The 23,382-nt window shown below is 62.4% G+C and carries 23 protein-coding genes; 10 read left to right on the plus strand and 13 right to left on the minus strand.

Annotated features, from left to right (window positions below):
• Nucleotides 1-47 precede the first annotated feature (47 nt).
• Genes WMP96_RS06440 through WMP96_RS06460 form a run of 5 tightly spaced genes read left to right on the plus strand, consistent with a single transcriptional unit; the run spans nucleotide 48 to nucleotide 5,598 of the window.
• A complete protein-coding gene (locus WMP96_RS06440; RefSeq protein WP_301716385.1) occupies nucleotides 48-1,760 on the plus strand; it encodes a carbon starvation CstA family protein in 1,713 nt (570 codons plus the stop codon).
• Nucleotides 1,744-2,001 carry a cory-CC-star protein gene (locus WMP96_RS06445; RefSeq protein WP_239205465.1) on the plus strand — a complete coding sequence of 86 codons (258 nt, stop codon included), beginning with the start codon at nucleotides 1,744-1,746 and terminating at the stop codon, nucleotides 1,999-2,001. The genes WMP96_RS06440 and WMP96_RS06445 overlap by 17 nt, the downstream gene beginning before the upstream one ends.
• The gene (locus WMP96_RS06450) at nucleotides 1,992-2,933 is read left to right on the plus strand and encodes an ArsA family ATPase (RefSeq protein ID WP_301716386.1); all 942 of its coding nucleotides are present in this window, start codon (nucleotides 1,992-1,994) and stop codon (nucleotides 2,931-2,933) included. The genes WMP96_RS06445 and WMP96_RS06450 overlap by 10 nt, the downstream gene beginning before the upstream one ends.
• Before the next feature lie 51 nt (nucleotides 2,934-2,984).
• Entirely contained in the window at nucleotides 2,985-4,283 is a 1,299-nt protein-coding gene (locus tag WMP96_RS06455) for a C1 family peptidase (protein ID WP_301716387.1), read from the plus strand.
• A 13-nt stretch (nucleotides 4,284-4,296) separates the two neighbouring features.
• Nucleotides 4,297-5,598 (plus strand): C1 family peptidase, encoded by a 1,302-nt coding sequence (locus tag WMP96_RS06460; protein ID WP_301716388.1) that lies wholly within the window; start codon nucleotides 4,297-4,299, stop codon nucleotides 5,596-5,598.
• On the opposite strand, the gene WMP96_RS06465 is transcribed toward WMP96_RS06460, so the two are convergent.
• The 13 genes from WMP96_RS06465 to dacB are packed head-to-tail and all read right to left on the minus strand — an operon-like array spanning nucleotide 5,595 to nucleotide 16,956.
• Nucleotides 5,595-6,215, minus strand: coding sequence for a GNAT family N-acetyltransferase (locus tag WMP96_RS06465; protein WP_340432464.1), 621 nt, complete (start codon nucleotides 6,213-6,215; stop codon nucleotides 5,595-5,597). The genes WMP96_RS06460 and WMP96_RS06465 overlap by 4 nt on opposite strands.
• The gene (locus WMP96_RS06470) at nucleotides 6,215-7,117 is read right to left on the minus strand and encodes a pantoate--beta-alanine ligase (RefSeq protein ID WP_301716390.1); all 903 of its coding nucleotides are present in this window, start codon (nucleotides 7,115-7,117) and stop codon (nucleotides 6,215-6,217) included. The genes WMP96_RS06465 and WMP96_RS06470 overlap by 1 nt, the downstream gene beginning before the upstream one ends.
• Entirely contained in the window at nucleotides 7,114-7,788 is a 675-nt protein-coding gene (locus WMP96_RS06475) for a 6PGD fold domain-containing protein (protein ID WP_340432469.1), read from the minus strand. The genes WMP96_RS06470 and WMP96_RS06475 overlap by 4 nt, the downstream gene beginning before the upstream one ends.
• Nucleotides 7,789-8,826 carry a DUF6779 domain-containing protein gene (locus WMP96_RS06480; RefSeq protein WP_340432472.1) on the minus strand — a complete coding sequence of 346 codons (1,038 nt, stop codon included), beginning with the start codon at nucleotides 8,824-8,826 and terminating at the stop codon, nucleotides 7,789-7,791.
• A gap of 5 nt (nucleotides 8,827-8,831) precedes the next feature.
• Nucleotides 8,832-9,305 (minus strand): DUF3180 domain-containing protein, encoded by a 474-nt coding sequence (locus tag WMP96_RS06485; protein ID WP_023019930.1) that lies wholly within the window; start codon nucleotides 9,303-9,305, stop codon nucleotides 8,832-8,834.
• Entirely contained in the window at nucleotides 9,302-9,787 is a 486-nt protein-coding gene (gene folK, locus WMP96_RS06490) for a 2-amino-4-hydroxy-6-hydroxymethyldihydropteridine diphosphokinase (RefSeq protein WP_023019931.1), read from the minus strand. The genes WMP96_RS06485 and folK overlap by 4 nt, the downstream gene beginning before the upstream one ends.
• Nucleotides 9,787-10,167 (minus strand): dihydroneopterin aldolase, encoded by a 381-nt coding sequence (gene folB, locus WMP96_RS06495; protein ID WP_284835460.1) that lies wholly within the window; start codon nucleotides 10,165-10,167, stop codon nucleotides 9,787-9,789. The genes folK and folB overlap by 1 nt, the downstream gene beginning before the upstream one ends.
• A 3-nt stretch (nucleotides 10,168-10,170) precedes the next feature.
• Nucleotides 10,171-11,133 carry a dihydropteroate synthase gene (gene folP, locus WMP96_RS06500; RefSeq protein WP_301716393.1) on the minus strand — a complete coding sequence of 321 codons (963 nt, stop codon included), beginning with the start codon at nucleotides 11,131-11,133 and terminating at the stop codon, nucleotides 10,171-10,173.
• Between the two features lie 36 nt (nucleotides 11,134-11,169).
• A complete protein-coding gene (gene folE, locus WMP96_RS06505) occupies nucleotides 11,170-11,763 on the minus strand; it encodes a GTP cyclohydrolase I FolE (protein WP_023019934.1) in 594 nt (197 codons plus the stop codon).
• On the minus strand, nucleotides 11,763-14,120 hold the full coding sequence (gene ftsH, locus WMP96_RS06510) for an ATP-dependent zinc metalloprotease FtsH (protein ID WP_301716394.1): 2,358 nt from the start codon (nucleotides 14,118-14,120) through the stop codon (nucleotides 11,763-11,765). The genes folE and ftsH overlap by 1 nt, the downstream gene beginning before the upstream one ends.
• Before the next feature lie 12 nt (nucleotides 14,121-14,132).
• Nucleotides 14,133-14,720: a hypoxanthine phosphoribosyltransferase gene (gene hpt, locus WMP96_RS06515; RefSeq protein WP_023019936.1), complete on the minus strand. Its 588-nt coding sequence runs from the start codon at nucleotides 14,718-14,720 to the stop codon at nucleotides 14,133-14,135.
• Nucleotides 14,721-14,732: 12 nt separating this feature from the next.
• On the minus strand, nucleotides 14,733-15,680 hold the full coding sequence (tilS, locus tag WMP96_RS06520) for a tRNA lysidine(34) synthetase TilS (protein WP_301716395.1): 948 nt from the start codon (nucleotides 15,678-15,680) through the stop codon (nucleotides 14,733-14,735).
• Nucleotides 15,670-16,956: a D-alanyl-D-alanine carboxypeptidase/D-alanyl-D-alanine endopeptidase gene (gene dacB / locus WMP96_RS06525; RefSeq protein WP_301716396.1), complete on the minus strand. Its 1,287-nt coding sequence runs from the start codon at nucleotides 16,954-16,956 to the stop codon at nucleotides 15,670-15,672. Before dacB ends, tilS begins: the two co-directional genes overlap by 11 nt.
• An 82-nt stretch (nucleotides 16,957-17,038) precedes the next feature.
• On the opposite strand from dacB, the gene WMP96_RS06530 reads away from it, so the two are divergent.
• The 5 genes from WMP96_RS06530 (at nucleotide 17,039) to WMP96_RS06550 (ending at nucleotide 23,339) form a co-directional block, all read left to right on the plus strand.
• Nucleotides 17,039-17,512, plus strand: coding sequence for an inorganic diphosphatase (locus tag WMP96_RS06530; RefSeq protein ID WP_005329894.1), 474 nt, complete (start codon nucleotides 17,039-17,041; stop codon nucleotides 17,510-17,512).
• Nucleotides 17,513-17,766: 254 nt separating this feature from the next.
• Nucleotides 17,767-18,588, plus strand: a complete 822-nt coding sequence (locus WMP96_RS06535; protein ID WP_301716397.1) for an endonuclease domain-containing protein — start codon at nucleotides 17,767-17,769, stop codon at nucleotides 18,586-18,588.
• 55 nt (nucleotides 18,589-18,643) lie between these two features.
• Nucleotides 18,644-18,940: a rhodanese-like domain-containing protein gene (locus tag WMP96_RS06540; RefSeq protein ID WP_086588224.1), complete on the plus strand. Its 297-nt coding sequence runs from the start codon at nucleotides 18,644-18,646 to the stop codon at nucleotides 18,938-18,940.
• A 37-nt stretch (nucleotides 18,941-18,977) separates the two neighbouring features.
• Nucleotides 18,978-19,436, plus strand: a complete 459-nt coding sequence (locus WMP96_RS06545) for a MarR family winged helix-turn-helix transcriptional regulator (RefSeq protein ID WP_023019947.1) — start codon at nucleotides 18,978-18,980, stop codon at nucleotides 19,434-19,436.
• Nucleotides 19,437-23,339 (plus strand): Pls/PosA family non-ribosomal peptide synthetase, encoded by a 3,903-nt coding sequence (locus WMP96_RS06550; protein WP_250410823.1) that lies wholly within the window; start codon nucleotides 19,437-19,439, stop codon nucleotides 23,337-23,339. It begins immediately after the preceding gene.
• The last annotated feature ends 43 nt before the right edge of the window (nucleotides 23,340-23,382 follow it).

The raw sequence follows: 23,382 nt of genomic DNA on the forward strand, positions 1-23,382 counted from the left end.
GCACGTGTGATGCACGACACCTGCCCGTCTATGAGGAGACACACACTATGAACTCTCTTGTCCTCGCCATCATCGGTATCGCGATGATGGTCGCCGGCTATCTGCTCTACTCCAAGTTCCTAGGGCGAAGAATTTTCCGGCTATCCCCGAAATACTCCACCCCGGCCCACACGATGGAGGACGGCGTGGATTATGTACCCACCAATAAATACGTCCTGTGGGGACACCACTTCACTTCCGTAGCGGGTGCAGCACCGATTATCGGTCCTGCTGTAGCCGTTATCTGGGGGTGGGTACCGGCATTTCTCTGGGTCACCATCGGCACCATATTCTTCGCAGGCTTGCACGATCTCGGCGCTCTGTGGGCCTCCCAACGCCACAAGGGCCAATCCATTGGTACCTTGTCTGGGCGCTATATCGGCAAGCGCGGGCGCAACCTCTTCCTCATCGTCATTTTCCTGTTGCTTTTGATGGTGAATACTGCCTTCGCAGTGGTCATCTCCAACCTGTTGGTATCCACTCCCACGGCCGTCATTCCCACGTGGGGCGCCATCGCCGTCGCGCTGCTTATCGGCCAGGCCATCTACCGCCTGAAGTGGAACCTACCGCTGGTATCTATCGTGGGTGTGATCGCGCTCTACGCACTGATGATCATCGGTGACCGCGTTCCCGTGGTCTTGCCGGATACCGTCCTGGGGATTCCCGCCAACGGCGTGTGGATCATCTTGTTATTCATCTACGCCTTCATCGCTTCGATGCTGCCGGTATGGGTGCTGCTGCAGCCACGCGATTACATCAACGGCCTGCAGCTTTTCGTAGGTTTGGCCATCTTGTACGGGTCTTTCCTTATCACTCGGCCCTCGATTATGGCGCCAGCGTTGCGCGATAACGTACCAGACGGCACCCCGGGCATCTTTCCACTGCTCTTTGTCACCATCGCCTGCGGCGCTGTCTCCGGATTTCACGGCGTGGTGGCCTCCGGTACCTCTTCCAAGCAGGTGGATAAAGAAACCGACGTGCGCTTTGTGGGCTACTTCGGCGCGGTGGGCGAGGGCTTGCTCGCACTGGGCACCATCATCGCTACTACCGCTGGCTTCAAGACCGCCGCGCAGTGGGAAGAAATCTACTCCGAGTGGAACGCCGGCGGCGTGGACGCCTTTGTGCAAGGCGGCGGCGCGCTCATGAATGAGGGCTTGGGTATTCCTACCTCCCTTTCCGGCACCATCTTGGCCACCATGGCCGTGCTTTTTGCGGCTACCACGATGGACTCGGGTGTGCGCCTGCAGCGTTTGGTGGTCCAAGAAATCGGCGAAATCATAGGCGTACGCATCAAGGCTTTGGCCGCCACCGTCATTGCGGTGGGCTTGGCCTTTGGGCTGACCTTCTCCGCCGGCGTGGATGGCTCTGGCGGCATGACCATCTGGCCGCTATTCGGTACCACCAACCAGCTCATGGCAGGACTCTCCTTGGCCATCGTGGTAGTCATCCTCACCCACCTACGTCGGCCGACGTGGCCAGTGGTCATCCCGCTCATCTTCGTTACCGCCATGTCCCTGTGGGCCGCGCTCCTGCAGCTAAAGTCGCTATTTACTAGCCAGAACTGGCTGCTGTTCTGCATGGACGCCATCATCGTGGTCGCCACCATCTGGGTCATTGTGGAGGCCGTCGGTGCCATCTCTCGTGCCCGCAAGGAGGCCCCACTGGAGTGGTCCGATGATGATCTTGACGCCCCGCTGCCCGAGCATGCTCGACAAGCTTAGGGCGTTCGGGGCTGGTCTCAATGAGTTCTACCAGGCCCCGTACCGCGCCAGTTTTGCCAAAGCCCAGCAGCAGGAAGACGATCTCTTCATGATGCTGGTGGTCTCGGAGGCCCTGGGCATTCCCAACCCGGCCAGTTACTACACCCTGGAGCTTTTGCCGTTGGTCTATGAGGATTTCCACGCCTGGCATACGCGCATGGGAATGGAAAGATCCCCGCTGGAGAATATTCAATGTTGTTAGAGACTGCACCCATCATGTTCTTTGGGGGCAAGGGCGGGGTGGGAAAGACCACCCTGGCTACCGCCACCGCGCTGCGCCTGTCCCGCGATCACCGCGTCTGCTTGGTCTCTACGGACCCAGCGCACAACTTGGGGCACATCTTTGGCACCGCGCTTGGCGATGCCCCCGTGGCCCTCACCCCTTCCCTCTCCGCCATCGAGATCGACCCGGCGCGCGCCACGGAACAACATCTTGCGCAGGTAGGTTCTGCGATGCGCCGTTTCATGCCCGAGCATCTGCATGGCGAGGTCACAAAGCACCTGGACTTGGCCCGGCAATCGCCCGGCACGCAGGAGGCAGCACTATTGGAGCGTATCACGGCGCTCGTCGGCGAAGAGTCCGACGTCGATTTCCTCATCTTCGATACCGCCCCGTCTGGGCATACCTCGCGGTTGATGGCTTTGCCAGAAATCATGGCCGCCTATACCGATGGCTTACTTTCCCGGCGCGAGAAATCCGATAAATTCGGCTCGCTAGTACGCGGAATGTCGCCCGGCAACAGCGCGAATAATGACCCCGTGGACCGGCGCAATCAGGAAATTCGCGCCACTCTTTTCCAGCGGCGCGAGCGCTTTTCCCAGCTGCGCGCGGCGCTGACTTCACCGCGCACGGTCTTCCATATTGTCCTTACCGCCGAGCGCCTGCCCGTACTCGAGTCAGCCGAGTTCCACGCGGACCTCACCGGAAATGGCGTGCGCGTGGGGTCCATGCTGGTTAACCGCCGTACCCCTGCCAACCAGGGAGAATTCCTCGCCGCCCGTCGCGCGGCCGAAGATGAGGCGCTCGCACTTCTCCGCGCCAAGCTCCCGCAGACCCCAGTGCGCGAGGTTCCGTGGCTGCCGGAGGAAGTGGGGACTCCGGGGGCCGTCGAAAAGGTGGCGGAATTTCTCTAGCTCTTCCCCCAACCAGCCCCATCAGGATTTCTAGTCTGCTAAAACCGAAATATGACTTTGCTCACCAAGGAATACCTGTCCCAGTTGCGCAAGGAGGCTGCGGCCGATTCACGGCTGCGGCTGGCCCGCAACGCCATCACCAACGTTGGCGCGGCCAAGGCGGCGCTTGACCGCGACCGCATTACCGCCTTATACCCCACCACAGAGACCAAGCTGGATAGCTTGGAGGTAACGGATCAAAAGCGCTCCGGCCGCTGCTGGATGTTCGCTGCGTTAAACGTCTTCCGCCACCGCGCTGCGCAGGAACTCAACGTAGATAATTTCGAGTTTTCCTTCACCTACCTGCAGTATTTTGACAAGCTGGAGCGGGCCAACCTGGTTCTCAACCAGCTGCTGGATAAAAAGGACGCTGGTTGGGATGAGCGCACCGTGGCCGCAGTGCTCGACCACGCCGGAGCCGACGGAGGCTGGTGGTGCTTCTTTAGCAACCTGGTGGCCAAGTACGGCGTGGTACCTGCCGAGGTCATGCCGGAGGTCCGCTCGTCTGGACATACCGCGGAAATGAACCGCGATCTCGCCACGGTGGTGCGTCGCGCCGCCGCGCTAGATGGCCCGCGCGAGGACATCCTTGCTCAGGCACGCAAAGATTTCCACCGCATCCTGGCCATCCACCTGGGCACCCCGCCCGAGGAATTTACCTGGGCGTATCGCACCAAGGACGAGCAATTCGTGCGCCTGCACTCCACCCCGCGCGAGTTTGCCAAGAAATACCTACCCCACCTCGACGAGTTCGTGGTGCTGGCTGATGACCCCCGTTCCACCAACCCCAAGCATCGCGTATTTAGCAGCGCTGATGAAAGCAATGTGCTGGGTGGCGCGCCACAAGAGTACTTAAACGTCACCGTGGAAGAGCTCAAGGAGACCGCCAAGCGCAGCCTAGCCGCCGGCGAGCCGGTGTGGTTTAGCTGCGACGTCAACCGTCAATTCTCTTTCCTCAACGGCGTATGGGACGAGGGACTGGTGGATACCGATGGCCTCTACGGCATCGATTCCACCATGACTAAGGAGGAGCGTTTTACCTCCGGCGAGACCGCGCCTACCCACGCGATGGCGCTCACCGGTGTGGATGGGGACCGAGCTTGGCGCGTGGAGAACTCTTGGGGCTCCAAGCCACCACGCAAGGAAGACGGCGAGGATGTGCCCGGCAAGGGCTTTGCCACCATGTCCGATGCCTGGTTTGACCAGAACGTCTTCCAGATCGCCGTGTGCAAGGAGCACCTGAGCGATGAGCTTTCTCAGGCGCTAGATACCGAACCGATTGAGCTTCCCCTCTGGGACCGGATGAACTAAGGAGAATCGAGAAATGACCGAGATTAACCCGAACGAGGTTCATGCCGCCAATGCTGAGCTCGCCAGTGATGCCGCGCTGCGCTTGGTACGCAATGGGGTGGCTCAGGAAGGCGTCGATAAGCTCAGCCTCGACCGCGAGGTACTGCACACCCTTAACCGGGTGACCAGCCATAAGCTAGATTCCTGGGGCGTGGCCGACCAGAAGGCTTCGGGCCGCTGCTGGATTTTTGCCGGCCTGAATTCCCTTCGCGGTGGGCTGATGGACAAGGCCAAGCTTAAAGATTTTGAGCTTTCCCAGACCTATATTTACTTCTTTGACAAGCTCGAGAAGGCCAATTGGTTCCTTAGCGCCATGGCTGAGCTGAAGGACCGCGATATTACGGACCGCACCGTAACCAAGCTCATGGATGATCCGATCGATGACGGCGGCCAGTGGTCCATGTTTGTCGCACTGGTGGAAAAATACGGTGTAGTACCGCAGTACGCCATGCCGGAAACTGCGTCCTCGGAGGCCACGGCGATGTTGAACCTTAACCTGCAGACCGTGCTGCGCCGCGCCGCCCACCGGATCCGCCGCGGCGAAGAGGGCACGCACGAGCAGGCGCTTGCCGACGTCTACCGTATCCTCACCGCCAACCTGGGTCTGCCTCCCGAAGACTTTGTCTGGCAGTATCGCGATAAGGATGATGAGTTCCACCGCGCGGGCACCTTTACCCCGCAGGAGTTTGCCAAGGAATACCTGCCCGCAGACCTCAGTGAGTACGTGTGCGTGGTCAATGATCCCCGCAATGCCTACGGCAAGCTCTACACCGTGGAATACCTGGGCAATGTGGCCGGCGAGCGCGTAACCTATCTGAACGCGCCGGTGGAGGTGCTGCGCGATGCCGCGCGTGACTCCATCAACGATGGCCAGCCGGTGTGGTTCGGCTGCGATACTGACCAGCAATCCGATGATGAGCACGGCGTGTGGGCCAAGCACCTGCACGATTATGAGGCCTTCTACGGCGTGGAGATGGATCTGGACAAGGCACAGCGTTTGCGCCTGCACGAGTCCATGATGACCCACGCGATGGTGTTTACCGGCGCCGATATCGCCGAAGGCGGCGCAGTACAAAGCTGGCGCGTGGAGAATTCCTGGGGTCCAAAGAAGGCCGATAAGGGCTTTTGGACCATGGCCGATGACTGGTTCGATGAGTTCGTCTTCGAAATCGCCGTACACCCTTCCCGACTGCCGGAGCAATACCAAGCGGCTTTGCAGTCCGAGTCCGTGACTACCCTGCCGGCCTGGGACCCGATGGGTGCCTTGGCGCGCTAGGTCTGCGGTGAGCCCAAGCGCCGCACATAGAGCATGCACACCAAGTCGCGGTCCTCGTTGACCGCGATGGTGCGCTCGCCTACCTGGCTAAAGCCGCGGGCGTCATAGAACTGATAAGTGCAGCCGTCATCGGTAAACAGGTAGATATTCTTCCCGGAATGGCGGGATTCGAAGGCCTCAAGTAGTGCCGTGCCCACGCCGCTCACGCCGGAATTGGGATCCGCGACGAGGAAACCGATTTCGCCATCAATGGGGTGCTCGCCCAAGTACTTGAGCAGCATGTCCTGATTGGCGGCATCGTAATCATCGCGGTGCCCGCCCGGGCGCAGATTATTAAAGATTTCCACCGCGCGGACAAACGCCTTGCGCCACCACGGATATGGCAACGCGGGCTTGCCCTTCATGGAGGCCAGCAGCACGCCGAGGAAGCGGTCGCCATCGTAAGCGGCCAAGATATCGGTGGCCTTGGCGCGCTCTAAATCCCAAAAATAGCGGCCATAGGCGCGCTCGAAGCGAGGATTTTTCACAAACCAGTGCAGATGCATGCCTTCAATGGCAAAGGAAATGGCCTGGGGTTCATCGCGCGGGTCTAGGTCGCGGATCTGGATATCGGTCATTAGTCCTCCGATAGCTGTTGGGAAGCGGCATCTTGTGCGCGCTGTTGCTCGCGTTGCTGTTCGCGTTCGAGCTCGGCCTTGGCTTCGTGTTCTTCAATATTATTAAAACCGATGCCCAGCGGCAGGCCCACATTATCGATGAGCCGGACGCCACCGATTGTCGCGGCAACAAGCAGGCGGGCATCACCTTCTACGGGAGGGGCCCCTAAATCTCGACCGCGCACCTCGAGATACTCGGGTTCAACCCCCGCGGCGCGAAGCACCTCCGCGGCAACCTCACGTACCTTCTGCGCACCGGCCTCGGCGGCGTGCGCGCCAGCGGTGAGCGCGGCAGATAGTGCCGCGGCCTGCTCGCGGGATTCGGCCGGCACGTGGGTATTGCGCAGGCTCATTACCACGCCGTCGGGCATGCGCACAGCGGGTACGCCTTGCACACGGACTCCTAGGTGGAAGTCCTGGACCGCATGGTGAATGGCAAGGAGAAGCTCGTAGTCCTTCTCGCCTAAAAGGACGTCGGTTGGCGCAAGCGTCAAAATGAGCGCGAGGTAAAGCGTGAGATCCCCGCTGAGATCCGGCTCGAGAGCGGTGGCGGCGTCGGCCGATGCTACGGCGATGCGGCGTCCGTGTGGCCACAAGGACTCGGGCGAGTACTCCCACACGATGTCCACTCCTTCGGCCCGCAGAAGCTCAAGGTCCTCCTTCTGCGGGGACTGCAGGGCCACGACGGTAACGGCGCCCCGGATGCGCTTCGCCGCGCGCACCAGCGCGATATGACCGGCGTGCACGCCGGTAGTCAGCGGCACGAAGGCGACCGGGCGGCCAGTCTTGTGAAAAGCACTACCGACCATGCGGATGCGCTCAATATCGTTGATGACGGTAGCGTTTCCCAGCTCCAGGCTCATCGGCTCTCCTCTTGTAGGGCCCACATTTCTAGCTCTTCGCGGCCGTCCACCTCTCCTAGGCGGCGGGCAACTTCCACGTAGCTGCGCCGCAAGCCGGGATCGGTGGCGCCGCGGTAGGCGGCGATAATTTCTTCGGTGTCCATGTCCTCACCCACCAGGGGTGGCTCTTCTGAGGGCGAGAGGAAATGAGCATCAACCGCCGCAGAGATATGCAAGCGCCGCAGCATTTCGGCGTAGTAGGCGCGGGCGGCAAAGGGGGCACGTTCGGCGTCGGAAAGCGCTACGGTCTCTGCGTAAAACTCGGCGATATTAAGTTCCACCACGGTCTCGCCCAACTCATCCAGGGTGGTCACCGCCCAGCGCTTAAGTGTAAATGGGGCGAGCGCCGCGACAACGCAGCCGTGGGTTTCCAGGGGATCCAATACCTGCACTCCGCGCGAAAGGCAGGTGTGGAAGACGATTAGTCCGCGATGGACGTGTGGCTCGAGTAACTCCACGGTAGCTTCCAGACGGGCATCGCCCACGGCGATAATGAGAGTCTCGAAGGAAGGAAGCTCGGCTGGATCCGAGAGCATCTGCACCTCATGGCCGGCGCGTTCCATGGCATTGGCCAAGGTAAAACCGGCCAAGCTACGGCCAAAGAGAGCTACCCGCATGCGTGGCGGGCGCATTTATTTATCCTTCTTATTCTTTGCCTGGGCCAGCAGCTCGGCCACGGAGACCGCGCCCTCGCGCTTATCGTCGCTGCGGCGGCGGCCACGCGACTCCGGCTCCTCAGCAGCCGCGCGATGATGCGAGCGGGCCGCCTTCTGGCGTACTGGCTCGGACTTTTCTGGGGCCACGTGCTGGCCGGAGCCCGGGTACTCCGCGCGCTCATCGCGCTGCGATGCCGGCTGCTGCGGGATGTCCTGGGTCTCGTCATTGGCCGTGGTCGCAGCCTCCGGCTTACGGTGGCTGCCGTGGTGCTCACTGGAGGCGGAAGCGTGGGTGGTCTTCAGGGAGTCATCGCCACCGGTATCCCAGCGCACGGCCTGGAAACCGCCGGTATTAAAGGTAGAGGCGCCAGAAGACTTGCCGGAGGTACGCTGCGCGCGCGTCTTTTCACAAATGATGTCATTGAGTGGGTTGGACTCAGCGTGCGCCGCGGACGGCTGGTTCCCCAGGCGGCCGGCGATAGCATCGGCGGACGGGGCGCCGGAAGAAGACTGGGTGAAGTCCACGTTGCCTTCCTCCGCATCCGGGCGCGCGGCGGCCGCGGTCTGGGCCTCCAGCTGCATGATGCGGCGGGCTTCTGCGTGTAGGGCGGCCGGCTCATAGGTGAATTCGTGGCCGGAAAGATCCTCAATCTGCTTGCGGATGGAAGCGAGCTCGGTGCGGATCTCATCGAGCAGTTCCTGGTCCGGTAGGGGCTGGCCATCGGCCGCGCGGGCTTGCTTCAGCTCGGCGCGGTGGGCGCGCTCCTGCAGTTCCAGCTTGGTCACGGATTCTTCGGCCTGGCGGCGGTAGCGCATCACTAGGAAGAAGCCGAGCACAGCGGCCCACAGGGCAGCAATGAGCGCAATCTTTAGCGCTGCGGCAGAGCCGGAAATCAGCATGACGATGCTGGCTAGGACGGCCAGCACCACGAGGACGATGAGCCCGATCTGGCCCAGATCCGGCTTGGACGTCTTGGCAGAAGTAGTGTGAGAAGAAGAGCGCGGCTCAGTCATGCTCACTAATGTACCGTTTGTACCCCATCTGGTGGGGGCGGGGTCTCACAGTGTCGCTCCAGCCGCAGGCCAGCAGCGCACATGGCAAGGCCACCGAGCGCCGAGGCAATGACCCCCACCAGGTCATCGGAGGCGGCCGCAAGCGTGCCGGCGTTGGGGATAACGTAGACGGCCACGCCTGCATAGATTCCCCCCACGATGGCTCCGGTCCACGCCGAGGCCTTGCCCACCAGCATGAACTGCGTGATGGTCATGGGATTAAGCTGCGAACTATCTAGGCCGATGCCATGCTCGTCCTCGGTGGCTTGGTCCACCTTCCAGGTCAGCACTAAGCAGATGACCGCCATGAGCCACAGCGTGGCCGAAACCGTCACTGGGATGTGCAGCATGGAGCCATAAAAGCGCGTAGTGAGGATGGCCGCGGCGGCGGCAAAGAAGACCCCGGTGCCAATGAGGGCACCCAACGAGGTCCGTTTCATAGCTCCTCCATCATGCCCAACCGGCGAATATCGGCGCGCTCCTTCGGGTCGAGTGCTGCCACCCGCTTGGCGACGCCCTCCCCACTCAACCTAGCACCACCATCGGCCGCCAACCAGGGAATCAGCACGAAGGCGCGCTCGTGGGCATAAGGATGCGGGACGGTGAGCTCCGGGTCATCGGAGGTGTATCCCTCGATGTCCACGATGTCTACGTCTAACGTGCGCGGGCCCCAGTGACGCACCCGCACCCGCTCCGCGGCCTCCTCGAGCTTCTGCCCGCGGCGCAGCAGTTCCTTGGGTGACTCGTCCACATCCACAATGAGCACGGCATTGAGGAATTCATCCTGGTCCGTTACTCCCCACGGCGGGGTGGCATAGACCGGCGAGGCGGCAACAATGTCGCCGGCGAATTCGTCGAATACCGTGCGCAATAGCTTCACGCGGTCATCCATATTGGATCCGATGGATAGCACCGCGCGCATTAGAGCGTCCTCGCGTGCTTGCGGGAGCGGCGGGCGACCACGGCGACATCGGCAAAAGTGCGCGGAATCGGTGCCTTCGGCTTATGAAGCGTGACCTCGACGGCGTGCAGGCCCTCGAAGATGGCCATGATGGTATCGGCCACCTCGCTAGCGACGGTCTCGATGAGGTCGCGGGCGGGGCCTTCGATGATGTTTGCAGCGACGTCGGCAAGCTCGGCGTAATTGATGGTCTTGGTCAGATCATCGGTAGCGGCGGCCTCGGCGAAATCGGACCAACAGGTGATATCCACGATGAAAGGCTGGCCGGTACGCTTTTCTTCCTCAAAGACGCCGTGGTAGCCAAAGCATTCCAGGCCGGTGAGTTCAATGCGGTCTGCCATGATTTACTCCTCAGGTTTACGTGATAGAGCCGTGGACTTCATAATTCCATTGCCATCAGCGCCATTGCTATAGCTGCCGCTGGCGTTGACCCCGCCTGTGTAGTCATTGCCGGCGTTCCAAGCGGCCGCCACATCCACGGCGTCGCGGGAGACGGCAACCTCATGCACGCGCACACCCCACGCCCCCATCTGGGCGGAAATGGCGGTTACGGCCGCGGTAGCGGGATCGGCCAGCAGCGGGCTGGACTCGACGCCGCGATCCTCCCGAATGGCGGCCAGGAAGCGTTTACGGGATGCTCCTACCAGGAGGGGGAATTCGCCGCCGAGGAACTCCGGCAGGGCCTTGAGCAACGCCCAATTATCCTGCGGGGTTTTGGCAAAGCCCAAGCCCGGATCGAGCACGATATTATCGCGGCGCACGCCGGCGTCTAGCGCGTTATTCGCCAGGCGTTCTAGGGTTTCTCGCACATCGCGCACCACATCGCCGCCGTGATCCGCGCTGCCGGCCGCGGAGCCGAATGCGCCCTCCTGCAGCGTACGCCAGTGCATGAGGCACACGGGCACGCCGGCCTCGGCCATCGCGCGATACATCTCAGGATCCGCCAGGCCACCAGAGACATCATTAATCATGTCCACGCCGGCCGCTGTCGCCGCACGTGCCACCGAGGCGCGCATCGTATCCACGGAGGTGCGGATGCCGAGCTTGCTCAAGGCCTGAATGACGGGCACCACGCGGCGCTCCTCGACGTCCGCCTCCACGCGGACCGCGCCCGGGCGGGTGGATTCGCCGCCGACGTCAATCATGTCAGCACCCTGTGCCACGAGCTCGCGGGCGTGATTAATGGCGGCATCAAAGTCCAACCACCGGCCGCCATCGGAAAAGGAATCCTCCGTAACGTTGACGATGCCCATCACTAGAGTGCGATTGCTCCTGGTGAGATCCGAAACCGAGGTTGCCTGCTGCATGGCGTGCTCCTTAAGGCTTTTAATGGTGAACCGAATTTAGCTACGAATCAGGCTGAGTACCTCTGCACGAGAGGCGGCATTATTTTTGAAGCCTCCGCGCACCGCGGAGGTGGTTGTCGTCGCACCGGGCTTGCGGATGCCGCGCATGGCCATGCACAAATGCTCGCACTCGATGACCACGATGACGGACTGCGCGCCAAGGACCTCCACCAGGGCATCCGCGACCTGCTGGGTCAGGCGCTCTTGGACCTGGGGGCGCTTGGCGTACATATCCGCTAGTCGGGCAAGCTTGCTCAAGCCGGTGACGTGGCCGTCTTTACCTGGGATATAACCAATGTGCGCCACGCCGTAGAACGGCACCAAGTGGTGCTCGCAGGTGGAGTAGATAGGGATATCGCGCACCAGGACCAGTTCTTGGTGGTCCTCGGCGAAGGTCTTGTGCAGGACCTCGGTTGGGTCTTCGTGCAGACCGGCAAAGACCTCGCGGTAGGCGCGGGCTACGCGGGCCGGGGTTTCGCGCAAACCCTCGCGGTCGGGGTCCTCCCCCACCGCAAGGAGCAACTCGCGTACCGCCGCCTCCGCCCGGTCCTGGTCGAAGGGGGCACGGGCGGGAATGTGATTATCAGGCATTAGTTATCTTCTTGCTTGTCGTCCTCGCGCGCATAGGGATTCTTGCGGCGATCCTTCTCGTCCCAGCCCGGGCTAAACCACTGGCTGGTCTCAGCCTCAGCATCCGCGCCGGCATCCGGCTTGTGATGCTTACCGCCGCCCGTAGCGGGGCGTGCGGCAGGGCGTGCCGTCGGACGCTCAGCGGGTTCGGAAGGCTGAGCCGGCCGATCAGGCTGTGCGTCAGCTCGTTTGGTGTCTGTGGACTCCTTGCCCTGGTTTGTTGGGGTGCTTCCCAACTCGCGGGCGGTGTCCGGATCGACGTAATCGCCAGCGTGCTGGCCAAAGTTGAAGCCCACTTCACCCTTCGGTTCTTCACCGGCGAGGCGGCGCTCACGGGCGGCCCGGGAGGCATCGAGAAGCGTCATGCGCTTAGGCAGCTCCTCGCCGCGCTCCTTAGCCAGCTCGACCGGGGTCTTGACCGGCGCATAACCAATCTGGCGGGGGAAGCGATCATCCTCGCCTGGGAAAACGTCGAAGGCTTCGCGTGGCTCGATGCCATCGAAGATTCGCTCCAGGTCGGGGCGGCGCAGGGTTTCCTTCTCCAGCAAGGCCTCTGCCAGCTTATCCAGGTAGTAGCGGTTATTGCGCAGGATGTCATAGGCCTGCTCGTGCGCGCGCTCGAGCAAGTAGCGCATCTGCTCATCGATCTTGGAAGCAACCTCATCGGAGTACTCGATGGAGCCGCCGCCACCCATCTGGCTAAAGGGATCGCCCTGCTCCTTGCCGTACTTCACGGTGCCGAGCTCCGGCGAGAAACCGTACTCGGTGAGCATGGAACGAGCGATCTTGGTGGCGTTTTCGATATCGGAGGACGCACCGGTCGTCGGCGCACCGAAGACCAGTTCCTCGGCCGCGCGACCGCCCATGGCAAAGACCAGGCGGGAGAAAAGCTCATCGCGGGTGTACATGCCCTTGTCATCTTCCTGCGAAGTCATGGCGTGGCCGCCGGTGCGACCGCGGGCCAAGATGGTGACCTTGTAGACGCGCTCAATATCCTTAAGGGCCCACGCGGAAAGGGTATGCCCGCCTTCGTGATAAGCAGTGACCTTCTTCTCGTGCTCGGAGATGATCTTGCCTTGGCGGCGCGGGCCACCCACCACGCGGTCAGTGGCCTCTTCCAAAGCGTCATAAGTAATGACGTTGCCGCCGATGCGAGCGGTAAGCAGGGCGGCCTCGTTGAGCACATTGGCCAGGTCCGCGCCGGACATGCCGGCGGTGCGCTTAGCTAGCTGCGCTACGTCGACCTCTTCTGCCAGCGGCTTATTCTTCGCATGCACGCGCAAGATCTGCTCGCGGCCGGCTAGGTCGGGGTTGGTAACCGGGATCTGGCGGTCGAAGCGGCCTGGGCGCAGCAGCGCCGGATCGAGGATGTCTGGGCGGTTGGTAGCGGCGATGAGGATAACGCCCTCGCGGTCACCAAAGCCGTCCATTTCTACCAAGAGCTGGTTGAGGGTCTGCTCGCGCTCATCGTGCCCGCCGCCGGTGCCGGAACCGCGCTGGCGGCCAACGGCGTCGATCTCATCAACGAAGATAATGCAGGGGCTGTTTTCCTTCGCCTGCTTGAACAGGTCGCGCACGCGGGAGGCACCCACACCAACGAACATCTCCACAAAGTCAGAGCCGGAGATGGAGTAGAACGGTACGCCGGCCTCGCCGGCCACGGCGCGGGCAAGCAAGGTTTTACCGGTGCCGGGAGGGCCGTAGAGCAGCACGCCGCGCGGGATCTTGGCGCCTAGATCGTGGTAGCGGGTGGGGTCTTCCAGGAAGTCCTTGATTTCCTGCAACTCGTCTACGGCCTCGTCCGCGCCGGCCACGTCCTCAAAAGTATTGGTCGGCATATCCTTGGTCAGTTCCTTAGCCTTGGAACCGCCGATGCCAAACATGCCGCCTGCACCCTGCTGCATGCGGGACATGAGCCAGAAGAGCACGCCGAAGAGGATGAGCATAGGCAGCAGCATGCTGAGCATGGAGCCGAGGAAGGATTCCTGCGTGACATTGGTCTGGTACTTCTGGGCACCAGAATCCTTAACAGAGTTAAAGACCTGCTCGGAGGCGCGGGCCGGGTACTTGGCCACAATCTCCTTCACGCCTTCGCGCTCATCTACCGTGATTTCGTCCTTGAGCTTGATGCGCAAGCGCTGCTCGCGGTCATCAATTTCCACCTCATCGACGTTTTTGTCTTTAAGCTGGGTCAGTGCAACGGAGGTATCCGCTTGCACGTAGCCGCGGGCATCGTTGCTAAAGAAGGTAAAGGCGTACAGCGCGATAAGGATAAGTGCCGCTATCCCGCCGTAGCGAATAATCTTGTTGTTTTTCATTACTGCGCGATTTTAGTCGGTGGTGTAGACATCAGGGTGAAGGGTGCCCACGTAGGGCAGATCGCGGTAGCGTTCCGCATAATCTAGCCCGTAGCCGATGACGAATTCATTAGGGATATCAAAGCCCACATCCAAAAGGTCAATATCGGCCTTTACTACCTCCGGCTTGCGCAGCAGCGTGACCACATCAAGCGAGGCTGGGTTTCGCCCCTTCAGGTTCCGGATAAGCCATGACAGGGTAAGGCCGGAATCGATGATGTCTTCCACGATGAGCACGTTGCGCCCCGCAATATCGCGGTCCAGGTCCTTCAAAATGCGCACCACACCGGAAGAAGAAGTGGAGGCGCCATACGAGGACACGGCCATAAACTCCAACTCGGAAGGGATGGATAGCTTGCGCGCGAAGTCCGTAAGGAAGAAAGCCGCACCCTTGAGCACGCAGACCAAAAGCAGGTCTTGCTCAGCGTCGGCATACTTTTCAGAGACCATATCCGCGAGTTCTTGGACGCGGTTTTGCAGTTCCTCTTCTCCAATGAGGATTGCTTCTACATCGTCACCGTAGCGGTTTGCGGGAACGGCGAAGTCTTTCTTGTCGTGCACGAGTGGGCTCCTTTAATGACCAGACAACAGTGCCAGTTTGCCACCTATACGGGCTACTTCCAACCTCTGCCCCACCTGCCGCGCCGATCGCACAGCCACCGGCCCTTGCCCATGCCAGTGGGTACACAGCTTAGCGACGTCCCCCACTCCCCTCCGCGTCACCTCTACCCCTTCGCTGACTAGCCACGCCGCGATCGCTCGCCGACGCCGCGGTTCTGCCATTGCCGCCAGCTCCGCGCAGTCCGTGGTGGGTGGGGTGTAGAGGGCGGCGTCGTCAAGCGCGGCGTCGGTGGCCGCTTGCGCCAGCGCTGGCACCGCATCCCCGCCAATGATGCGGCTCAGCTGCGGGATTACCTCGCGGCGCAGCGCCACGCGGCGGAAACTCGTGTCCGCATTCTGCGGATCCTGCCACACCGAAAGCCCCAATTCCGCGCAGGTGCCCTCGGTATCGGCGCGGCGCACGCCTAATAGTGGGCGCACCACGCGGGCGCCTTCCACCTCGCTGCGCTCGCTCATGCCGGTCACTCGCCCGCGCAGCGCCCCCAGCAGCAGCGTTTCCGCCTGGTCATCGGCCGTGTGCGCCACGGCTACTTCTAGCTCTTCGGCCGCACTGGCGGCGGCTAGGGCCCGGTACCGCGCCACCCGCGCGGCCGCCTCCATCGACTCTGGACCCGCCCCGCCGGCCTCAACGCTGAGCACCCGCGCCCGCGCGCCCAGTTCTCGGGCTTGCTCAGCAGCGCGCTCGGCTTGCGCCCGCGACCCCTCTTGCAAGCGGTGGTCCACGCATAATGCGAGCACGTCGTGCCCCTCAGCCACCAGCGCCGCCAGCAGCGCCAAAGAATCCGCGCCTCCGGAAAGTCCCACCGCCACGGTGCGGTTGAGGGAGGCGGCGCGCACGCCGCGTCGACAAGCTAAAAAGTGCGGTGAGACCCGCGGCCAAAAGGGCTTTTTAGAACTCATGCAGCGCAGAAGCCAACGCGTCTTGGGCCTGGCGAGCGGCCTGGATATCGCCGCCATTGACGAGGAAGGCAAAAGCATACACACGCCCCGAATTGCCCTGCGCGGTACCGGCCAGGGCCGAAACACCCGTCAGCGTGCCGGTCTTGGCACGCACATAGCCCTTGGCCGCGGAATCGCCGTAACGCTCATACAAGGTGCCATCGCCACCTGCCACCGGCAGGTAGGACACCAACGGGCGTAGGTGCGGATCCTTCACCGCCCCATTAATAAGTTGCGTCAAAAGCCCGGCCGTGAGCCGATTGTCTTCCGATAACCCGGAATTGTCCTTAATATCCACGCCCTCAACGTCGAATCCCTGCTCCCGCAGGACCTCAAGCGTGGCCTGCGTATCGCCTTCAAAGCTGGCCTCTTTACCGCGGGACACAGCCAACTCGCGGGCAATGGCCTCGGCCATGACATTATCGGAATGACGCACCATCTCTCGGGCGCGGTCCGACAGCGGCGCCGAGTCCACACTCGCTACTTCCTGCGCATTCTCGGCCACGGAGCCCATGCCTGCCTCGCTTGCGCCGAGGCGTTCGCCCAGCTGCTTAGCGACGTCCAAAGCCGGCGTATGGCTGCGCGGCACATCCCCCGTCGTCGCCCCCAAACGTCCGCCGTAGAGCATGGCCGGTTCCATCGGCGCGACGAAACCGCCGTCCACGTTTTCCGGGTCCCAGCCCGGAGCCTGCGGCTCGCCTTTCCACGCAGAGGTATCAATGAACACGCCATCGACCTGATCGATGTTCTGAGAAATCTGCTCAGCTAAGTCATCGAGCTGCTCGTGGGTCATCCATACATCACCCGCAGCCTTGATGACCACGTTCTTCTCATTCGCACCGCGGTAGACCTTAGTGGTGATTTTCTCGTTCTCATCCAGCGCCAACGTCGCCGCCGCGGTAGTGAGCACCTTCGTGGACGAGGCCGGGGTCAGCCGCTTATCCGCGTCCCGCTGCCACACCACGTCCCCGGTCTCGGTATCAATTACCTCGCCGCCGAACGTGGCAAGGTCCTTATTCTTAGAGAGCTCGTCCAGCTTCGCGCTTAGCGCATCCAGGTCCGCTTCCCCCGGCTCGGCGGTGCGCAAAGGCTCCTCAGGAGCCTGCACCGCCTGTGCTTCTCCGTGTGAGAGATCGCCGTATTCGCGCTGGAGGGTAACGCCCAGCGCAGCCGTACCTCCGACCGCTGCCGCTACCACGAGCGCGGTCGCTGACCACCAAACATGCTTTGTTTTCATTGCCTTTAACCCTAGCGCGAATCCGCAACGCGCTAGACTATGGGCAGTAATTGATACCCAATCCCCCATGGAGGACATCGCTGTGAGCGTTGAAGTAACCATTGAAATCCCGAAGGGCTCCCGCAACAAGTACGAGGTTGACCACGAGTCCGGCAAGGTCTACCTCGACCGTTACCTGTTCACCCCGATGGCCTACCCGGCTGACTACGGCTTCATCGACCACACCCTGGGCGAAGACGGCGATCCTCTCGACGCCCTAGTCATCCTGCCGGAGCCGGTCTTCCCGGGCGTTGTCGTTGAGGCCCGCATCGTCGGCGTGTTCAAGATGACCGACGAGGCCGGCGGCGACGACAAGCTGCTCGCCGTCATCGATGACCCACGCTGGGAGCGCTACCAAGACATCAACGATGTGGAGCAGCACATCAAGGACGAAATCGAGCACTTCTTCGTCCACTACAAGGACCTGGAGCCGAACAAGGAAGTCACTGGCTCCGGCTGGGGCGACAAGGCTGAGGCAGAAAAGATCCTCGACGAGGCAAAGGCTCGCTTCAAGTAAGCTTTTGAGCCCCTGGCGCGGGGCCAGGGCCGGCCCCAGGGCGCCTCCCGGGCGTTTCGATCAAATAGCACCGCGAAAGCGGCGGTTTCCCAGACCGTATTTGATCGAAACGCCCTTTTTCCTGCTTCCCCTCCTCCGTACGCTCTCCCCGCGACACCGACCCGCCCCGGCAGTACAATTCGATCACATAGCAGGCCGAAACCACCGGCCTCGGGGGACCTAAATGATCGAATTAAACGCCTAGGGGTGGGCGCATGAAAATCTTCACCACGCGCACGGCCGCGCGCCGTGCTACCAATAACCAAGCCTTGAAAATCTGCCACGGCCTCTACACCGAAAGGGAGCCTTCGCCGCGCGAACTCGCGGAAATCGTCTCTCAGCACTGGCCGGACTCGGCACTCGACGGCTACTCGTGCGCCCACCATCACCTAGGCAAAGCCCTACGCTTCCCGCTCTATTTCCTGCGCGCGGGAACCATGGCTTCCAGCCCGTACTTTCGCAGCCGCCGCGCCCGGCCGAAAGCGCTCGGCCAGCTAAATGGAATTAATGTGTGCAATCCACTACAAGCCACAGAAATCATGGCCGAAGAAGACGCTGTCGCCTTCCTGGAGGCCTACTTTTCGGGCCAGTACGGGGCTGCACAAATGGAGGGCCACATGCTCGACTTCCAGCGCTTCCCGCGACACACCCGGCGCGTAGTGGAAAACACCATCCTTGGCGCCGATAGCGTGCCGGAGCGCAGCCTCACCCGCGCGCTCCGGCGGCATGTCACCGTCCGCAATAACAGCTACATCGGCCCTTACCGCTGGGACTTACTCTTAGAGGATCACAAGCTGGCCATAGAGGTTGACGGCTACGCCTACCACCACGGCGAGAACCGGCAACGGTTCGAGATTGACCGCCAGAAGCTTAACGACGCCGTCCAAAGAGGTTACAAGCCCCTCCACTTCACCGCCGCCACGATTGATCACCACCTCGATGTGGCCGTCAACCAGGTACTAGCCATTGTGCGGGGGAAGGGCGAGTTCATAAACCCACCCTGGCAGTGGCACCACTACTGGCGGTTCCAGCACTAGCGCACCGACACCGCGCGGCTGATCCACAAGCACACGAGTAACTAAGGTAAATGGCATGAAAAACGTTCAACCACATGAAGTACCAGAAGGCGCACAGCTTATTGACGTCCGCGAAAACGACGAGTGGGCAGTGGAACGTGCGAAAGGCGCAACCCATATCCCGATGAGCGAGATTACGGGTCGCATCCAGGAAATCGACCCAGATAAGGATATCTACGTAATCTGCCACGCAGGCGGTCGCAGCATGCAGGTCTGCCAGTATCTAGAACATGCGCTGGGCTGGGACACCATCAATGTGGATGGCGGCACGGATAAGTGGAAGGCTTCTGGGCTCCCCATCGAAACGGATTAATTGGCCTTAACCAATCTTTTGGGATTATGATGATGGTATGGCTTCCACGAATAATTCTGTAATCCCAACGACCCTGCTCGAGTCCCCGTCGTTCCAATTGGAGCGCCTCCGCCGCCGCACCCGCGATGGCGTAGAGGCTGCTTTGCAGACCAAGCAGACAACGCTGCGCGAGTACTGGGTCCTTACCTGTCTGGTCGACGCGGATGCCGCGTCGCAGTCTTATCTGTCCGAAACCCTGGCCATTGACGCCTCTGACATGGTGCGTCTTATCGACGCCCTCGAGGACCGCGGCTGGGCAAAGCGCGAACGCGACCCAAAGGATCGCCGCCGCCAGATCGTCGCTTCCACCAAAAAGGGCACAAAGGCCCACAAGGACCTGGCGGTGCTGGTCGCTACCGCCGAGGACGAGGCATTGGATGAGTCCACCAATAAGCAGCTCAAGCATCTGCGAAAGTTGGCTAAGTCCATCATTGCCGCGGACGAAGAAGAGGCATAAATGGCGGGTCCCGAATCGCTCGTCCCACAGCAGTACCTTCTAGGAAGCGCGGCACCGCGGCCGCGCACGCTGTGGGACATCATTACCACCACCGCGGAAATGAACCCCGATGCCGCCGCGCTTGATGACGGCGAAATCATCACCTATTCCGAGCTCATCCACGAGGTCGAGGCATGGGCTGCCGAGCTGCACGCCAATGGCGTGCGCCGCGGCGATCGCATCGGCATTAGGATGACCTCCGGCAAACGCGAGCTCTACCTCGCCATTTTGGCGACCTTGGCGGCAGGCGCAGCCTATGTGCCTGTCGACGCCGATGACCCTGACGAGCGCGCCGAGATGGTTTTCGGCGAAGCCGATATCGATGGCGTTTTCACGGACGACGGATTCCGCTTCCTGCGGGACTCCGCGCGCCCGGACGCCCCTGCCGAGGAGACGAATGCTCCACGCCCGGAGGACACCGCGTGGATCATCTTCACCTCAGGTTCGACCGGCAAGCCTAAAGGCGTGGCCGTCAGCCATCGTTCCGCGGCCGCCTTCGTGGACGCGGAAGCGAGCCTCTTTTTGGTCAACCACCCGCACGGGCCCTTAGGTCCTGAGGATCGCGTGCTCGCCGGCTTGTCCGTCGCCTTCGATGCCTCCTGCGAGGAGATGTGGCTGGCCTGGGGCCACGGCGGCTGCCTGGTCCCAGCACCGCGGTCTCTGGTGCGTTCCGGCATGGATTTGGGCCCATGGCTCATCCGCCGCGACATCACCGTCGTGTCTACCGTGCCCACCCTGGCGGGCCTCTGGCCGGCCGAGGCTCTCGACAATATCCGCCTACTCATCGTCGGCGGCGAGGCCTGCTCGCAAGAATTGGTGGACCGTTTGGCCACCGAGGACCGCGAGATGTGGAATACCTACGGCCCCACCGAGGCCACCGTCGTCGCCTGTGCGCAGCAGATGCTGCCGGGCCGGCCGGTGTCCATTGGATTGCCGCTTAACGGTTGGGACCTGGTGGTCGTCGATAAGCAGGGCATGCCCGTGGAAATGGGCGGCGTCGGCGAGCTGGTAATCGGCGGCGTGGGACTGGCGTCCTATCTGGATCCGGCCAAGGACGCGGAAAAATACGCACCGCTGGAGTCCATGGGCTGGCAGCGCGCCTATCGCACCGGTGACCACGTTCGCCTGGAAGAAGACGGGCTGTACTTCGTCGGCCGCGTGGATGACCAAGTAAAGATTGGCGGGCGCCGCATCGAGCTCGGCGAGGTCGAAGCTAATGTTGCGGCGCTAGATAACGTCTACAACTCGGCCGTGGCCGTGCAAAAGACTCCCGGCGGCGAGTCCGTTCTGGTGGGCTATGTTTCCCTCGAGGATGAGTCCAAGGGCTTCGATCATGAGGCCGCGCATGCGCGCCTGGCCGATACCATGCCGGCTGCACTCGTCCCGCGCATCTGCGTGATGGAGGAGCTACCGGTGCGCACCTCCGGCAAGGTGGATAAGAAGGCCCTGCCGTGGCCGCTGCCTGGAGTGGGCGTGGAATCGACCACGCTGACCGAGACCGAAAAATGGCTCGCGGAGCTATGGGTGGAAACCCTCGGTGTATCCGTGGAGGATGAGAACGCCGACTTCTTCTCGCTCGGCGGTACCTCCCTGGCGGCCGCGACCCTGGTGGGGCATATCAGGGAGCGCTACCCCACCGTGGCCGTGCGCGACCTCTACGATCACCCGCGCTTGGGTTCTCTGGCGGAGCTCATCGGCGGCGCCGAGCCGCGCCCCGCGGCTGCCGACGTCCCCATGCGCGAGGTCACCAAGGTCGGCTTTGGCACCCGCCTCGCCCAGACCTTGATTCAGATTCCGGTCATGACCCTGGCCGCATCCAGCTGGCTGGCTTGGCTTATGTTGGGCTCCACCGTGGCGGCATCACTGGGCTTCGAGTGGGCCACTGCTTTCCCGTGGTGGCTGGTCATCGCCATGCTCATTGTCTTTGTCACCCCGGTGGGGCGCATCCCCCTCGGCGGCTACGGTGCGCGGCTCATTACGGCCGGCATTAAGCCTGGAGACTACCCGCGCGGCGGTTCTACGCACCTACGCATCTGGGCGGCTGAGCGCTGGGCTAATGCCGCTGGCGCGAGCTCCCTGGCCGGTGCCACGCGCGTGAATAACTACGCCCGTGCGCTCGGAGTCAAGGTCAAGCGCGGCGTGGACCTGCACTCCCTGCCGCCAGTTACCGGCCTGCTCACCCTGGGCAAGCACGCCGCCATCGAGCCCGAGGTGGATCTTTCCGGCTACTGGCTAGACGGCGATATCTTGCACGTGGGCGCCATCGACGTGAAGGAAGGCGCCCGCGTGGGCGCGCGCTCCACGCTGCTGCCTGGCACCGTGGTGGGCAAGTACGCCCACGTGGAGGCCGGTTCCACCGTCACTGGCCGAAAGAAGATCAAGGACGGCCAGCGCTGGTCCGGCTCCCCTGCCCAAAAGGTGGGCCGCTCCAAGCACCGCTTCCCGTCCCATACGCCAAAGCGTCGGCCGTGGTGGGTGGCCATCTATGACGCCACCTCCGTCCTGCTGGCCATCCAGCCGGTCGTGGCGCTGGCGGTTGGCGCGGCCCTTGTTCTCACCCTCGTGCAGTCCACCGGCGGCGATGGCTTTATCGGCGCGATCTTCTTCGCACCTGTCGGTGCGCTGGCAGCCTTTGCCACCTATATGCTGCAGACTTGGTTGGGCGTGCGCATTCTCTCCCTCGGCATTAGCCCGGGCGTAACGCCTGTGCGTTCGGTCAAGGGCTGGCGTCTGTGGGCCATCGAACGCCTCATGGACGAGGCGCGCACCAAGCTCTTCCCGCTCTATGCCTCGCAGCTCACCCCGACGTGGCTGCGCACGCTCGGCGCGCAGATCGGCACCAACGTGGAAATTTCCACCGCGGTGATGATCCCCAAGCTCACCGAGGTCAAAGAAGGCGCCTTCCTGGCCGATGACACCATGATTGGCGGCTACGAACTCGGCGGCGGCTGGATGCGCACCGGCGAAACCAAGGTAGGCAAGCGCTCCTTCGTGGGTAACTCCGGCATCACCGCACCCGGCCGCAAGCTATCGAAGAACTCGCTCGTTGCCGTGCTTTCTTCTACTCCGAAGAAAACCAAGGCCGGCGCCAACTGGTGGGGTGCTCCTCCAGAGCGCATGCGCCGCGTGACGGTGGAGGTAGACTCCCCCGCCAACTCGGGTGAGGCGCTGACCTATAACCCGGGCTTTGCGGTGAAGGCCGCCCGCGGCGTGGTGGAAACCATGCGCCTTCTGGCGCCCATGTTTTCTGCCATGCTGCTTGCCGCGACGCTTGGCGTGTACTACTCGCTTCTCGACGCCCTCGGTTTCCCCCTCACCTGGCTCCTCTCCGGCCTCATCCTCATGGGTATGGGTGCCGTGGCCATGGCCGTCACCGTCGCCGTCAAGTGGATCTGCGTGGGCAAGCACCGCGCGGCCGACCACCCACTGTGGTCCGCTTTTGTCTGGCTCAACGAGCTGCAGGACGCCTTCGTGGAAGTTGTCGCCGCGCCGTGGTTCTTCCAACACACCTACGGCTCCGGCGAGATCAACCTGGGCCTGCGCGCCCTCGGCGTGAAGATCGGCCGCGGCGCGTGGATCGATTCCTATTGGTTCCCGGAAACGGACCTCATCCGCATCGGTGAGGCCGCCACCGTTGGCCCTGGCACCGTGGTGCAAACCCACCTTTTCCAGGACCGCGTGATGAGCTTGGATACCGTTACCATCCAGGACGGTGCCACGCTGGCCGCTCACTCGGTAGCTTTGCCGGCCTCGCTCATTGGCACCGCCTCCACCGTGGGGCCCGGCTCGCTGGTTATGCGCGGTGACCGCGTGCCCACCAACGCCGTGTGGCAGGGCAACCCCATCGAGCCATGGCGGCGGTAGGGCTACAGGAGCCACCTTCTCCTATGTCGCGGTAGGCCGCACC

Origin of the sequence: Corynebacterium sp. KPL4035 (genome assembly GCF_037908325.1) — a bacterium.
Classification (GTDB): domain Bacteria; phylum Actinomycetota; class Actinomycetes; order Mycobacteriales; family Mycobacteriaceae; genus Corynebacterium; species Corynebacterium kefirresidentii.